General features: G+C 63.4%; 15 protein-coding genes. 14 read left to right on the top strand and 1 reads right to left on the bottom strand.

What is annotated here, in order from left to right:
* The first annotated feature begins 492 nt into the window (after positions 1–492).
* The 3 genes from rluC to sppA are packed head-to-tail and all read left to right on the top strand — an operon-like array spanning position 493 to position 3,101.
* Positions 493–1,446: a 23S rRNA pseudouridine(955/2504/2580) synthase RluC gene (gene rluC, locus B2X67_RS08715; RefSeq protein WP_286785312.1), complete on the top strand. Its 954-nt coding sequence runs from the start codon at positions 493–495 to the stop codon at positions 1,444–1,446.
* Complete coding sequence (locus tag B2X67_RS08710; RefSeq protein WP_282341607.1) at positions 1,439–2,134, top strand: HAD-IA family hydrolase; 696 nt, start codon at positions 1,439–1,441, stop codon at positions 2,132–2,134. Before rluC ends, B2X67_RS08710 begins: the two co-directional genes overlap by 8 nt.
* Positions 2,124–3,101 carry a signal peptide peptidase SppA gene (gene sppA, locus B2X67_RS08705; protein ID WP_286785248.1) on the top strand — a complete coding sequence of 326 codons (978 nt, stop codon included), beginning with the start codon at positions 2,124–2,126 and terminating at the stop codon, positions 3,099–3,101. Before B2X67_RS08710 ends, sppA begins: the two co-directional genes overlap by 11 nt.
* A gap of 33 nt (positions 3,102–3,134) precedes the next feature.
* Here sppA and B2X67_RS08700 read toward each other — a convergent pair whose 3' ends face one another.
* The gene (locus B2X67_RS08700) at positions 3,135–3,713 is read right to left on the bottom strand and encodes a Maf family protein (protein WP_286785247.1); all 579 of its coding nucleotides are present in this window, start codon (positions 3,711–3,713) and stop codon (positions 3,135–3,137) included.
* Between the two features lie 104 nt (positions 3,714–3,817).
* Here B2X67_RS08700 and B2X67_RS08695 point away from each other — a divergent pair, with 104 nt between their 5' ends.
* The 11 genes from B2X67_RS08695 (at position 3,818) to B2X67_RS08645 (ending at position 12,639) form a co-directional block, all read left to right on the top strand.
* Complete coding sequence (locus tag B2X67_RS08695; protein WP_282341603.1) at positions 3,818–4,339, top strand: YceD family protein; 522 nt, start codon at positions 3,818–3,820, stop codon at positions 4,337–4,339.
* A 13-nt stretch (positions 4,340–4,352) separates the two neighbouring features.
* Positions 4,353–4,535: a 50S ribosomal protein L32 gene (rpmF, locus tag B2X67_RS08690; RefSeq protein ID WP_090231262.1), complete on the top strand. Its 183-nt coding sequence runs from the start codon at positions 4,353–4,355 to the stop codon at positions 4,533–4,535.
* Positions 4,536–4,537: 2 nt separating this feature from the next.
* Positions 4,538–5,548 (top strand): phosphate acyltransferase PlsX, encoded by a 1,011-nt coding sequence (gene plsX, locus B2X67_RS08685; RefSeq protein ID WP_286785246.1) that lies wholly within the window; start codon positions 4,538–4,540, stop codon positions 5,546–5,548.
* Positions 5,549–5,659: 111 nt separating this feature from the next.
* The gene (fabD, locus tag B2X67_RS08680; protein ID WP_286785245.1) at positions 5,660–6,598 is read left to right on the top strand and encodes an ACP S-malonyltransferase; all 939 of its coding nucleotides are present in this window, start codon (positions 5,660–5,662) and stop codon (positions 6,596–6,598) included.
* Between the two features lie 14 nt (positions 6,599–6,612).
* Positions 6,613–7,356, top strand: a complete 744-nt coding sequence (gene fabG / locus B2X67_RS08675; protein ID WP_282341598.1) for a 3-oxoacyl-ACP reductase FabG — start codon at positions 6,613–6,615, stop codon at positions 7,354–7,356.
* Between the two features lie 193 nt (positions 7,357–7,549).
* Positions 7,550–7,786, top strand: a complete 237-nt coding sequence (gene acpP, locus B2X67_RS08670) for an acyl carrier protein (RefSeq protein WP_003283670.1) — start codon at positions 7,550–7,552, stop codon at positions 7,784–7,786.
* 108 nt (positions 7,787–7,894) lie between these two features.
* The gene (fabF, locus tag B2X67_RS08665; protein WP_273233097.1) at positions 7,895–9,139 is read left to right on the top strand and encodes a beta-ketoacyl-ACP synthase II; all 1,245 of its coding nucleotides are present in this window, start codon (positions 7,895–7,897) and stop codon (positions 9,137–9,139) included.
* The gene (gene pabC / locus B2X67_RS08660) at positions 9,139–9,954 is read left to right on the top strand and encodes an aminodeoxychorismate lyase (protein ID WP_286785244.1); all 816 of its coding nucleotides are present in this window, start codon (positions 9,139–9,141) and stop codon (positions 9,952–9,954) included. Before fabF ends, pabC begins: the two co-directional genes overlap by 1 nt.
* 6 nt (positions 9,955–9,960) lie before the next feature.
* Positions 9,961–11,031, top strand: a complete 1,071-nt coding sequence (gene mltG, locus B2X67_RS08655; protein ID WP_376747743.1) for an endolytic transglycosylase MltG — start codon at positions 9,961–9,963, stop codon at positions 11,029–11,031.
* The gene (gene tmk, locus B2X67_RS08650; RefSeq protein WP_286785242.1) at positions 11,028–11,660 is read left to right on the top strand and encodes a dTMP kinase; all 633 of its coding nucleotides are present in this window, start codon (positions 11,028–11,030) and stop codon (positions 11,658–11,660) included. Before mltG ends, tmk begins: the two co-directional genes overlap by 4 nt.
* Complete coding sequence (locus B2X67_RS08645; RefSeq protein WP_286785241.1) at positions 11,653–12,639, top strand: DNA polymerase III subunit delta'; 987 nt, start codon at positions 11,653–11,655, stop codon at positions 12,637–12,639. Before tmk ends, B2X67_RS08645 begins: the two co-directional genes overlap by 8 nt.
* Positions 12,640–12,649: the final 10 nt, after the last annotated feature.

Below are 12,649 nucleotides of genomic sequence, written 5' to 3'. Positions count from 1 at the left end.
GCGCGTCAACAGCGGCTTACCGCTGTAGTGTCCAGCGATGCCAGGCCAATGGGGCCGGGTTCGCGACGACGTCTCCTGCTTCTGTCGGAACAAAAGCACTTTGTCAGGAGGAGGAATCAATCATCGACAGCGGACGAGATGAAGCGTCTTGAATAAAGCCTGAAGCTACGCAGTCCGATGATTGTGCATCTCCACCCTACACGTATCCCTTGAAAATCGGGTGCCGCTCGCAGAATCCGCAGCGGGTTTTCATTTATCGCGATGCTCCTACGGGGCAGCGCGTATGGGCTCAAGGCTGGGTTTCGAGCTGCTCGCGACAATACGGCGGGTAACTTCGTCGGACGGCCTCACGTCCTGGCATGGGTTGCTAGCGGCGGTGGACGAACGATTCAGCGGGTGTCCACCAGGCCGTGGCCGCTTTTGGCGGCGTTCGGGACTATAGCAGTAATCATTAAGTGCTTCAATTCCATGAAAAATTGCTATCATTGCGCGATGACGACTCCCGCCCAACCGACCACTGGCGTTCAACTGCTGGAGGTCTCGCCGGAATTTGCCGGCCAACGTATAGACAACTTTCTTCGCACTCAGCTCAAGGGCGTTCCCAAGACCCTGATTTACCGCATTCTTCGCAAGGGCGAAGTGCGTGTGAACAAGGGGCGGATCAAGCCCGAATACAAGCTGCAGGCCGGGGATGTCGTGCGCGTGCCGCCCCTGCGCATGGCTGAGCGGGACGAGCCCGCGCCTTTGGCGCTGGGTTTGCTTGAGCGTCTCGAAAAAGCCATCGTCTACGAAGACAAGGCCCTGATCGTGCTGAACAAGCCGGCCGGCATCGCCGTGCACGGCGGCAGCGGATTGAGCTATGGCGTGATCGAGGCATTCCGCCAGTTGCGTCCCGACGCCAAGGACATCGAGCTGGTGCATCGGCTGGATCGCGATACCTCCGGCCTTCTGATGATCGCCAAGAAGCGCAGCATGCTGCGTCACCTGCACGAGGCGTTGCGCGGCGACGGTGTCGACAAGCGCTACATGGCGCTGGTGCGCGGCAACTGGCCGGCGGCGAAGAAGAAGATCAGCGCACCCTTGCTGAAGAACAACCTGCGGTCCGGCGAGCGCATGGTCGAGGTCAATCCCGAGGGGAAGGAAGCGCTCACGGTGTTTCGTGTGCTGCGTCGCTTCGGCGAGTTCGCCACCCTCGTCGAGGCCAGCCCCATCACCGGTCGCACTCACCAGATTCGCGTTCATGCCAAGCACGCGGGGCACTCGATCGCGGGCGACAGCAAGTACGGCGATGAGGAGTTCACCCGCGAGATCCGCGAAATGGGCGGCAAGCGGCTGTTCCTGCATGCCTATGCGCTGACCGTGCCGCTGCCCGAGGGTGGCGAGTTGAAGGTCGAGGCCGAGGTGGATGAAGTCTGGGAGCGCACCTTGGAGCTCCTGGGTGCCTGATTACGAACTGCTGATCTTCGACTGGGACGGCACCTTGTGCGATTCCATCGGTCGTATCGTCGATTCGATGCGCGCGGCGGCGAGTCTTGACGGGTTGGGCGAACGCAGTGACGAGGCGATCAAGGGCATAATCGGGCTCGGTCTTCCGGAGGCTATTGCCACGCTTTATCCGGAGCTGGTCGAGGTCGGCCGGGTGGAAGTGTTCCGGCAGCGTTACGCCGAGCGCTACATGGCGCTGGACATGCGTCCATCTCCTTTGTTTTCTGGGGTGGTCGAGTGTCTGGAGTCGTTTCGCCGGCGTGGCCTGCGCATGGCGGTCGCCACCGGCAAGAGCCGCCGTGGGCTGGATCGGGTGCTGGCGGGGCATGGCTGGCTGGATTACTTCGAGATCACCCGCTGCGCCGATGAAACGGCCAGCAAGCCCGATCCGCTGATGCTAAACGAGATCCTTGCCCACTGCGGCGTGCCGCCGGAAAAGGCGCTGATGGTCGGCGATTCGTCGTTCGATCTGGACATGGCGCGCCGCGCGGGCATCGATTCGGTGGCGGTCGGCTACGGTGCCCAATCGCTGAGCGAGCTGCTCGCATTTGCTCCCAAGCTCGCCATCAACGAGTTTTCCGAACTGCGCCGCTGGTTCGACGGCGTCGCCAATGGCTCACTGATCAAGGAGTACGAGAATGTCGGATGATTGGAAGGCTTCGGCTTCCACGGTCGACGAAAAGAGCTGGAAGCTGCTGGAAAAGGCACTGCTCGCCAGTGTCCAGGAGCAGCGCCGCTCGCGCCGCTGGGGCATCTTCTTCAAGCTGCTGACCTTCGTCTACCTGTTCGGCATGCTGGCGCTGTTTTCGCCGATGCTCAACTTGCGCAAGGCCGGATCGTCCAGCGGCAGCTATACCGCGGTGGTCGATGTGCGCGGGATGATCGCCGACAAGGAGGCCGCCAGCGCAGACAACATCATTGGCAGCCTGCGCGCCGCTTTCGAGGACGAAAGCACCAAGGGTGTGATCCTGCGCATCAACAGTCCAGGCGGCAGCCCGGTGCAGTCCGGCTATATCTATGACGAAATCCGTCGCCTGCGCGCCGACAAGCCTGCGATCAAGGTCTATGCGGTAATTTCCGACCTGGGCGCCTCCGGTGCCTATTACATCGCCAGTGCGGCCGACGAGATCTACGCCGATAAATCCAGCCTGGTAGGCTCCATCGGTGTCACTGCCGCGGGTTTCGGTTTCGTGGGAACCATGGAGAAGCTGGGGGTCGATCGTCGCGTCTACACCTCCGGCGAGCACAAGGCGTTTCTCGATCCCTTCCAGCCACCCAAGGCGGATGAAACCGAGTTCTGGCAGGGCGTTTTGCAGACGACCCATCGCCAGTTCATCGACAGTGTGAAGAAGGGGCGTGGCGACCGCTTGAAGGACAAGGATCATCCGGAACTGTTTTCCGGTCTGATCTGGTCGGGAGAACAGGCGCTGCAACTGGGCCTGATCGATGGCCTTGGCAGCACCAGTTACGTTGCGCGCGAAGTCATCGGCGAGAAGGAAATAAAGGATTACACCGTCGAGGAAACGCCTTTCGACCGTTTCGCCAAGAAGATCGGTGCCAGCGTCGCCGACAATCTGGCGATGTGGATGGGCTTCCAGGGTCCTTCGCTGCGCTGATCGCTGCTTCTTTATATGGCTAGGGCGTGCGGATCACGGAATCCGAACGCCTTCGGTCAGCAGCATGTCCACCAGGCGAATCAGTGGCAGTCCGACCAGGCTCGTCGCGTCGCTGCCTTCGGTCGCCCGAAACAGGCTGACGCCCAATCCTTCCGATTTGAAGCTACCGGCGCAGTCAAGGGGCCTTTCGGCTTCCAGATAACGCTCGATCCGTTCGTCGTCGAGTTCGCGAAAGTGCACGGTGAACGGCACGCAATCCACCTGGCATTCGTCGGTGGCGGTGTTGAGCAGGGCCACCCCGGTGAGAAACACCACGCTGCTGCCGCTGGCGCCACGCAGTTGCGCCTGGGCGCGAGCGAAACTCATCGGTTTGCCAAGAATCTGTCCGTCCAAAACGGCCACTTGGTCCGAGCCGATGATCAGGTGTTGTGGGTGCAGGTGGGCGAGGGCGCGCGCTTTTTCCTCGGCAAGGCGCAGTACCAGGGCTTCGCCTTCCTCGTTAGGTCGCCGGGTTTCGTCGATCGCCGGCGCGGACCAACTGAATGGCAGGCGCAGACGTTCGAGCAATTCGCGGCGGTAGGCGGAGCTGGATGCGAGAACCAAGGGCAGCATGCGTTTCTCCTGTTGTTCGCCGGGATTCTAACGATCGCATCCGAGAGCGGACAGGGTGGATTTTCTTTGACAGCGACGACCTACATCCCTAGAATCTCGCGCCTATGTTGAATGGGCCGATTCCACCTCAGGTTGATCCACGCAAGCTTGCAGATCGCGGTACCACCCTTGAGGGTGATCTGCAGCAGGCAAGCTTGCCGCGTCTGAGCGCTCAACTCGCTGATAACGCCGGTACGGTGCATGTCAAGCTGGTGTTTGATCGCAACGAGCGTCGCGCTGCGTTCATTCGCAGCGAGTTCAGCGCTGAGGTAAAGATGATCTGCCAGCGTTGTCTGGAGATCTCCGCTCTGCCGATCCATGGCGAATACATTTACGCCGTGGTCAAGGAAGGGGCTTCCGACCAGTCAGTGCCGAAAGGCTATGACGCGCTGGAGGTGGGGGAGGAGCCCCTGGATCTGCTGACGCTGGTTGAGGATGAGTTGCTGCTCGCCTTGCCTATCGTTCCGGTCCATGAAGATTGCCAGCCGCCGGCGGGGCTCGATGAGCCTGAACCGAGCGAGGACGAGGTTTCGCGGTCCAACCCGTTCAGCGTACTGGCCCAGTTGAAGCGTGACCCAAACGTTTAGGAGTTAAATCAGTATGGCTGTTCAGCAGAACAAAAAATCCCGTTCCGCCCGTGACATGCGTCGTTCGCACGACGGTCTCGAGTCGAACGCCCTGTCCGTGGAAAAGACCACCGGTGAAGTTCACCTGCGTCACCACGTTTCCCCGGAAGGTGTATACCGCGGTCGCAAAGTGATCGACAAGGGCGCCGACGAGTAATCTTGTCCGCTCCGATCATCGCAATTGATGCAATGGGTGGGGACTTCGGTCCCCGCTTCATTGTTCCAGCCAGCATCGCCTGCCTGGTTGAATCCCCCTCGCTTCACGTGGTCCTCGTTGGCCAGACCGCTCTCCTCGAAGAAATCATTGCACGCCATCCGGGTGTCGATCGCTCGCGTCTGCACATAAAGCATGCCGGGGAAGTTGTCGGTACCAACGAACGCCCGTCCCAGGCATTGCGTGGCAAGCCTGATTCGTCCATGCGCGTCGCTCTGGAGTTGGTGCGCGACGGATACGCTCAGGCCTGTGTCAGCGCCGGCAACACCGGTGCGCTGATGGCGCTGTCGCGTCACCTCTTGAAGACTCTTCCGGGTATCGATCGTCCGGCGATGGTCACCGCCATTCCTACCCGCACCGGAAGCTGTCATCTGCTCGACCTGGGTGCGAACGTCGATTGTTCGGCCGAGCACCTCTATCAGTTCGCCGTGATGGGCGTGGTCGCCGCCGAGGCCCTGGGCACTCCGCATCCGCGTGTTGCGCTGCTCAACATCGGTACCGAAGAGATCAAGGGCAACCAGCAGGTCAAGCTGGCCGCCAGCCTGTTACAGAAAGAGGAAGGGCTCAACTTCATCGGTTACGTCGAGGGTGACGGTCTCTATCGTGGAGAAGCCGATGTGGTGGTGTGCGACGGTTTCGTTGGCAATATCCTGCTCAAGTCCAGCGAAGGCCTGGTTTCGCTCGTGTCGTCGCGGCTCGAAGCGCTGTTTCGATCGGGCGTCACCTCACGGCTGGTGGGGGTTCTCGCCTTGCCGCTCCTGCGCCGGCTGCAGGCCGAGCTGGCGCCCGCCCGGCACAATGGCGCGAGCTTTCTCGGGTTGCAGGGCATCGTGGTGAAAAGTCACGGCTCCGCCGCACAGGAGGGTTTCCAAAGCGCTATTCGCTGCGCGGTCGTGGAGGTGCGGGAGAACCTGCCTCGCCGTCTGCATGGGCGCCTCGAAGATCTGTTGCTGTAGGATGTGTGACCGTTTCCGATCCTCTGACATCCAAAGATGATTCGCGACGCCGGCAAGCGGACTGCATGTCGGGCGTTTTTCCGATAAGAGATTCCAAAAGGGCCCGTTGCAATGTCCGCACCCCTCGCATTCGTATTTCCCGGTCAAGGCTCGCAGTCGCTCGGCATGCTGGCTGAGCACGGCGCACAGCCGGGAACCGTTCTGCAGACTTTCGCCGAAGCGTCCGATGCCCTCGGCTATGACCTCTGGGCCTTGATCCAGCAGGGTCCTGTGGAGCGTCTCAACGAAACCGACAAAACCCAGCCGGCCATCCTCGCGGCATCGATCGCGCTCTGGCGCCTTTGGCTGGCCGAGGGTGGCGCCACGCCCGCCTTCGTTGCCGGGCACAGCCTCGGCGAGTATTCCGCCCTGGTGGCTGCCGGTAGCCTGCCGTTCGCCGCAGCGGTGAAGCTGGTCGAGCGTCGTGGACAGTTGATGCAGCAGGCAGTGCCGGCCGGGCAGGGCGGGATGGCGGCGATCATCGGTCTGGACGACGCCGACGTTCTGGCTGCCTGTGCCGAAGCGGCACAGGGCGAAGTGGTCAGCGCAGTGAATTTCAATGCTCCCGGCCAGGTCGTGATCGCGGGCGGTGCGGCTGCCGTGGCGCGCGCCATGGAAGCCTGCAAGGCCCGTGGCGCGAAGCGCGCGCTGCCGCTGCCGGTGAGCGTTCCGTCGCACTGCGAGCTGATGCGACCGGCTGCCGAGCGCTTTGCCGAGTCGGTTCAGGCGATTGCCTGGCAGGCGCCGAGCATTCCGCTGGTGCAGAACGTCAGTGCGGCGGTGCCTGTCGATTTGGAAACGCTTCAGCGGGACTTGCTGGCGCAGCTGTACAGCCCGGTCCGCTGGGTCGAGTCCATCGTTCGATTGGGAGGACAGGGCGTGACCGATCTTGTCGAATGTGGTCCTGGCAAGGTGTTGAGCGGCCTGAACAAGCGCTGCGTGAAAGACCTCCGCACGCATAACCTGGATACCCCCGAAGCCTTCGCTGCGACGCGCGCGGCGCTGGCCTGAGCATGGAGAAGAGTATGAGTTTGCAAGGTAAGGTCGCGCTGGTTACCGGCGCGAGTCGCGGTATCGGCCAGGCCATCGCCCTCGAGTTGGGTCGCCAGGGTGCGATCGTCATTGGCACTGCGACGTCGCCCGCCGGCGCCGAACGCATCGCCGAAACGCTCAAGCAGAACGGCATCGAAGGCGCTGGCCTGGTCCTCGACGTAACCGACAGCGACTCGGTCTCGAGCACCCTGGAACACATCCAGCAGCATCTCGGCCAGCCATCGATCCTCGTCAATAACGCAGGGATCACGCGTGATAATCTGATGTTGCGCATGAAGGACGATGAGTGGTTCGAGGTCATCAATACCAACCTCAACAGCCTGTTCCGTCTCTCCAAGGCCGTTCTGCGCGGTATGACCAAGGCGCGTTGGGGCCGTATCATCAATATCGGTTCGGTCGTCGGCGCCATGGGCAACGGTGGCCAGGCCAACTATGCCGCAGCCAAAGCCGGTCTCGAGGGATTTGGTCGCGCGCTGGCGCGTGAAGTCGGTTCGCGGGCGATTACCGTCAATGCGGTAGCGCCGGGTTTCATCGATACCGACATGACCCGTGAACTGCCGGAAGCGCAACGTGACGCGTTGCTTGGGCAGATTCCGCTGGGCCGTCTGGGGCAAGCCGAGGAAATCGCCAAGGTCGTGGCTTTCCTTGCGTCGGATGGCGCGTCCTATGTCACTGGTGCGACCATTCCGGTCAACGGCGGCATGTACATGAGCTAATGTGACGGAATCCTTAAGGAATCTGTCACAGGAACGGTCTAGAATCCGCTCCCAATTATCGCTGGTAGAATAGGCGGCGTCGTGCGGCTCAGGGAAGGTCGGTGGCGTTCAGCTTGAAAAGCGGAAAACCCTTTCTATACACTTACCCGCAGCCCAGCTGCCGGGACTTGTCCACTAGGAGTGAAAACAAAACATGAGCACCATCGAAGAACGCGTCAAGAAAATCGTCGCTGAGCAACTCGGCGTCAAAGAAGAGGAAGTGACCAACAGTGCTTCCTTCGTCGAAGACCTGGGCGCGGACTCTCTTGACACCGTCGAGCTGGTGATGGCTCTGGAAGAGGAATTCGAGACCGAGATCCCGGACGAGCAAGCTGAGAAGATCACCACTGTTCAGGAAGCCATCGATTACATCAACGCGCACGCGCAGTGATCTCGTAATCGTCGACTTTCCGACTGGGAAAAGCCGCACTGCCTTTCGGGGCGTGCGGCTTTTCTTTAAGCGCCATTCCAGGGCGCACGATAAGAAGAGGATATAGCAGTGTCGCGCAGACGCGTCGTGGTCACCGGTGTGGGCATGTTGTCACCGCTGGGGACCGATGTGCCGAGCAGCTGGGAAGGAATTCTCGCCGGCCGCAGTGGCATCGCTCCCATCGAGCACATGGACCTTTCCGCCTACAGCACCCGTTTCGGGGGCTCGGTGAGGAATTTCAATGTCGAGGAATACCTCTCGGCCAAGGAAGCTCGCAAGATCGACCTGTTCATCCAGTACGGACTGGCCGCCAGCTTCCAGGCGGTTCGCGATTCCGGGCTGGAGGTCACCGATGCCAATCGTGAGCGTATCGGCGTGGCCATGGGCTCCGGTATCGGCGGCCTGACCAACATCGAGAACAATTGCAAATCGCTGATCGAACAGGGGCCGCGGCGCATTTCGCCGTTCTTCGTGCCCGGGTCGATCATCAACATGGTGTCCGGCTTCCTGTCCATCCATCTGGGTATCCAGGGGCCGAACTACGCCATCGCCACCGCTTGTACCACCGGCACCCATTGCATCGGCATGGCCGCGCGGAACATCGCCTATGGCGAAGCCGACGTGATGATCGCCGGCGGCTCGGAAATGGCCGCCAGTGGCCTGGGCATCGGCGGGTTCGCCGCCGCGCGGGCGCTGTCCACGCGCAATGACGATCCGCAGCGCGCCAGCCGTCCCTGGGACAAGGGCCGGGACGGCTTCGTGCTGTCCGACGGTGCCGGCGCGCTGGTGCTGGAAGAGCTCGAGCATGCCAAGGCGCGCGGCGCGACCATCTATGCCGAGCTGGTCGGCTTCGGCATGAGCGGTGACGCCTACCACATGACTTCGCCTCCGGACGACGGCGCCGGTGCGGCCCGCTGCATCCGCAACGCGCTGCGCGACGCTTCGCTGAATCCGGAGCAGGTGCAGTACATCAATGCCCACGGCACTTCCACGCCGGCTGGTGATCTCGCCGAGGCGATGGCGATCAAGAGCGTCTTCGGCGATCACGCCTACGCGCTGTCGGTCAGTTCGACCAAGTCCATGACCGGTCACCTGCTGGGTGCGGCGGGCGCGGTCGAGGCGATCTTCAGCGTGCTGGCGATCCGCGACCAGGTCGCACCGCCAACCATCAACCTGGACGAACCGGACGAGGGCTGCGACCTCGATTTCGTGGCGAACCAGGCCAAGGCACGGCCGATCGACGTCGTACTGACCAACTCCTTCGGCTTTGGCGGCACCAACGGCTCGCTGGTGTTCAGCCGGTTCGCCGACTGATGCTCCGCTGGGTCGACGGTCGACCCAGCGAGACGCTGTCCAGCCTGGATCGCGGCCTCGCCTACGGTGATGGGCTCTTCGAGACCATCGCCGTGCGCAGCGCACGCCCACGTCTGCTCGAGCATCATCTGGCGCGGCTGGCCGACGGCTGCCGACGGCTGTCCATCCCCCTCGATCAGGCGCTGCTGCGCGCCGAGCTGTTGGCTTTCGCCACGCAGCTGGGCGAGGGCGTCGCCAAACTGGTCGTCACCCGCGGCGATGGTGCCCGCGGTTATGCCCCGCCTGGCGCGCCCACGCCGCGCCGGTTGTTGTTCGGCAGTCCCTGGCCATCCTATGCGCAAGCCAACGTCTCTCAGGGCGTCGAGCTGTTTCCCTGTCGCACGCGCCTCGCCGAGCAGCCGTTGCTGGCCGGTATGAAGCACCTGAACCGGCTCGAGCAGGTCATCGCCCGTGGCGAGTGGCAGGAGCCGCGCTATGCCGAGGGGCTGATGCGGGACATGTCGGGACGGGTGGTGGAGGGGGTTTTCAGCAACCTGTTCCTGGTCCGCGAGGGCCGATTGATTACCGCCGAGCTGAGCCGCTGCGGTGTCGCCGGGGTGATGCGCGCCTGGCTGCTGGAGCAGGCGGCGGAACAGCAGATCGTGGTTGATATCCGGGATGTCGATTACGACGAGTTGCTCGCTGCCGACGAAGTGTTTCTCTGCAACAGCCTGTACGGGATCTGGCCCGTGCGCCGTCTGGAGGGACATGTCTGGCCCGCCGGAGCGCTCACCCGTAAACTGCAGGGCATCCTCCGCACGCTTCTGGATTTCTGATTCGTGATACGCAAATTGTTGATTCTGCTCGAGGTTGGCGTATTGCTCGGCGGTCTTGCGCTGGGTTTCTGCGGCTGGCGGCAACGCGAGGCGCTGCAGCAGCCGCTGGCCCTCGCCGAGGAGCACCTGCTCGAGGTGCCCAGCGGCAGCACGCCAGGTGGCCTGCTGGGTGAGCTGGAGAGCGAAGCGGTGTTGCGCGATTCGTTCTGGCTTCGCCTCTACTGGCGTTTCAATCTGTCCGGACAGAGCCTGCACAGCGGCGAGTACCGTCTCACGCCGGGCATGAGCGCCGCGGATCTGCTTCGCCTTTGGCAGCACGGTGAGGTCGTTCAGTACAGCCTGACGTTGGTGGAGGGCTGGAATTTCCATCAGGTGCGCCAGGCGCTGGAAAAACAGACCAAGCTGGAGCAGACCCTCGCCGGCGTGGACGACCGCGAGCTGATGGCGCGCCTGGGCGAATCCGGCGCACATCCTGAAGGGCGCTTCTTCCCGGACACCTATCGCTACGTGCGCGGCACCAAGGACATCGACCTGCTGAAGCAGGCCAGGCAGCGCCTGCAACAGGTGCTCGACGAGGAATGGGCGCAGCGCGCCGAAGGCTTGCCGTACGCCGACGCCTACCAGGCGCTGATCATGGCCTCGCTGGTGGAGAAGGAAACCGGCGTGCCATCCGAACGCGGGCAGATCGCCGGCGTGTTCATCCGCCGCCTGGGGTTGGGCATGCTGCTGCAGACCGATCCGACCGTGATCTACGGCCTGGGCGAGCGCTACAACGGCAAGCTGACGCGGGCCCATCTGCGCGAGGCCAACCCCTACAACACCTACATGGTCGCCGGGCTGCCGCCGACGCCGATCTCTCTGGTCGGCCGCGAGGCGATCCACGCCGCCCTGCATCCGGAGCCCGGCAGCAGCCTGTACTTTGTTGCGCGGGGCGATGGCAGCCACCTGTTCTCCGATGACCTGGAGTCGCACAACCGTGCGGTACGCGAGTATCAGTTAAAGCGCCGCGCCGATTACCGTTCCAGTCCGGCGCCGATTCCCGTTCCCCCGCAATCCCAGCAGAAGGAAGCCCCGTGAGCGGCCTGTTCGTCACCCTGGAAGGGCCGGAAGGCGCCGGCAAGAGCACCAATCGCGAGTACCTCGCCGAGCGTCTGCGGGCGAACGGCGTCGAAGTGCTGCTGACCCGCGAGCCGGGCGGCACACCGCTGGCCGAGCGCATTCGCGAGCTGTTGCTGGCACCCAGCGACGAGCCCATGGCGGCCGATACCGAGCTGCTGCTGGTGTTCGCCGCTCGCGCGCAGCATCTGGCCGAGGCCATCCGTCCGGCGCTGGCGCGCGGTTGCGTGGTGCTCTGCGATCGATTCACCGATGCCACCTACGCCTACCAGGGCGGCGGTCGCGGCTTGTCCACGGCGCGTATTGCCGAGCTCGAGGCGTTCGTCCAGGGCGAGTTGCGCCCGCAACTGACGCTGATCTTCGACCTGCCGGTGGAGATCGGCCTCTCGCGTGCCGCCGCGCGTGGCCGGCTCGATCGCTTCGAGCAGGAGGGCCGTGGCTTCTTCGAGGCGGTGCGCCAGGCCTATCTAACCCGCGCCGCCGCCGTGCCGGCGCGCTACCGCATCGTCGACGCGGCGCAGCCGCTGGACGCCGTACAGCGCGCGCTCGATGGGCTGCTGCCCGAGCTGCTGGAGTTGGCCCGTGGCTGAAGCCTTTCCCTGGCAGGCCGCGTTGTGGCAGCAGATGGCCACGCGCAGCCAGCATGCGCACGCCTATCTGCTGCATGGCCCGGCCGGAATCGGCAAGCGTGCCTTCGCCGAACGGCTGATGGCGCGGCTGCTCTGCCTGCAACCGCAGGGCGCCGATGCCTGTGGTCAATGCAAGGCCTGCCATCTGTTGGCGGCAGGCACCCACCCGGACAATTTCGTGCTGGAGCCCGAAGAGGCCGACAAGCCGATCAAGGTCGACCAGGTGCGCGAGCTGGTGTCCTTCGTGGTGCAGACGGCGCAACTCGGCGGGCGCAAGGTGATCCTCGTCGAGCCCGTCGAGGCGATGAACCTCAACGCCGCCAACGCGCTGCTCAAGAGCCTCGAGGAGCCCTCGGGAAACACCGTGCTGCTGCTGATCAGCCATCAGCCCAGCCGCCTGCTGCCCACGGTCAGGAGTCGCTGCGTACAGCAGGCCTGCCCGCTGCCGAGTGCCGAGCAGAGTCTGGCTTGGCTCTCCGCCAACGTCCCCGAGGCGACGCCGGAGATGCTCACCGAACTGCTCGAGCTGGCCGGCGGCTCGCCGCTGGCGGCCAAGCGCCTGCATGGGCAGGGTGTGCTCGAGCTGCGCGCGCAGGTCGTCGACGGGGTGAAGAAGCTGCTCAAGCAGCAGCAGGGCGCCAGCCAGTTGGCCGAGGGTTGGAATGCCGTACCGCTGCAACTGCTGTTCGACTGGTTCCACCAGTGGGCGCAGCTGATGCTGCGTTATCAACTGACCCGTGATGAAGGCGGGCTCGGACCGGCGGACATGCGCAAGGTCGTCCAGTACCTGGCGGACAAAACTCCGCAGGCCAAACTGTTGTCGATGCAGGACTGGCTGTTGGCGCAGCGGCAGAAGGTTCTCGGCAAAGCCAACCTGAACCGTGTGCTGCTTCTCGAGGCTCTCCTCGTGCAGTGGGCAAGCCTGCCTGGGCCGGGCTAGAATCGCGTCA

Origin of the sequence: Pseudomonas sp. UBA3153 (genome assembly GCF_002364635.1) — a bacterium.
GTDB classification, from domain to species: Bacteria; Pseudomonadota; Gammaproteobacteria; order Pseudomonadales; family Pseudomonadaceae; genus Pseudomonas_O; species Pseudomonas_O kuykendallii.
Note: the sequence above shows the minus strand (reverse complement) of the source record. Positions and strands in the feature narration are given on the sequence as shown.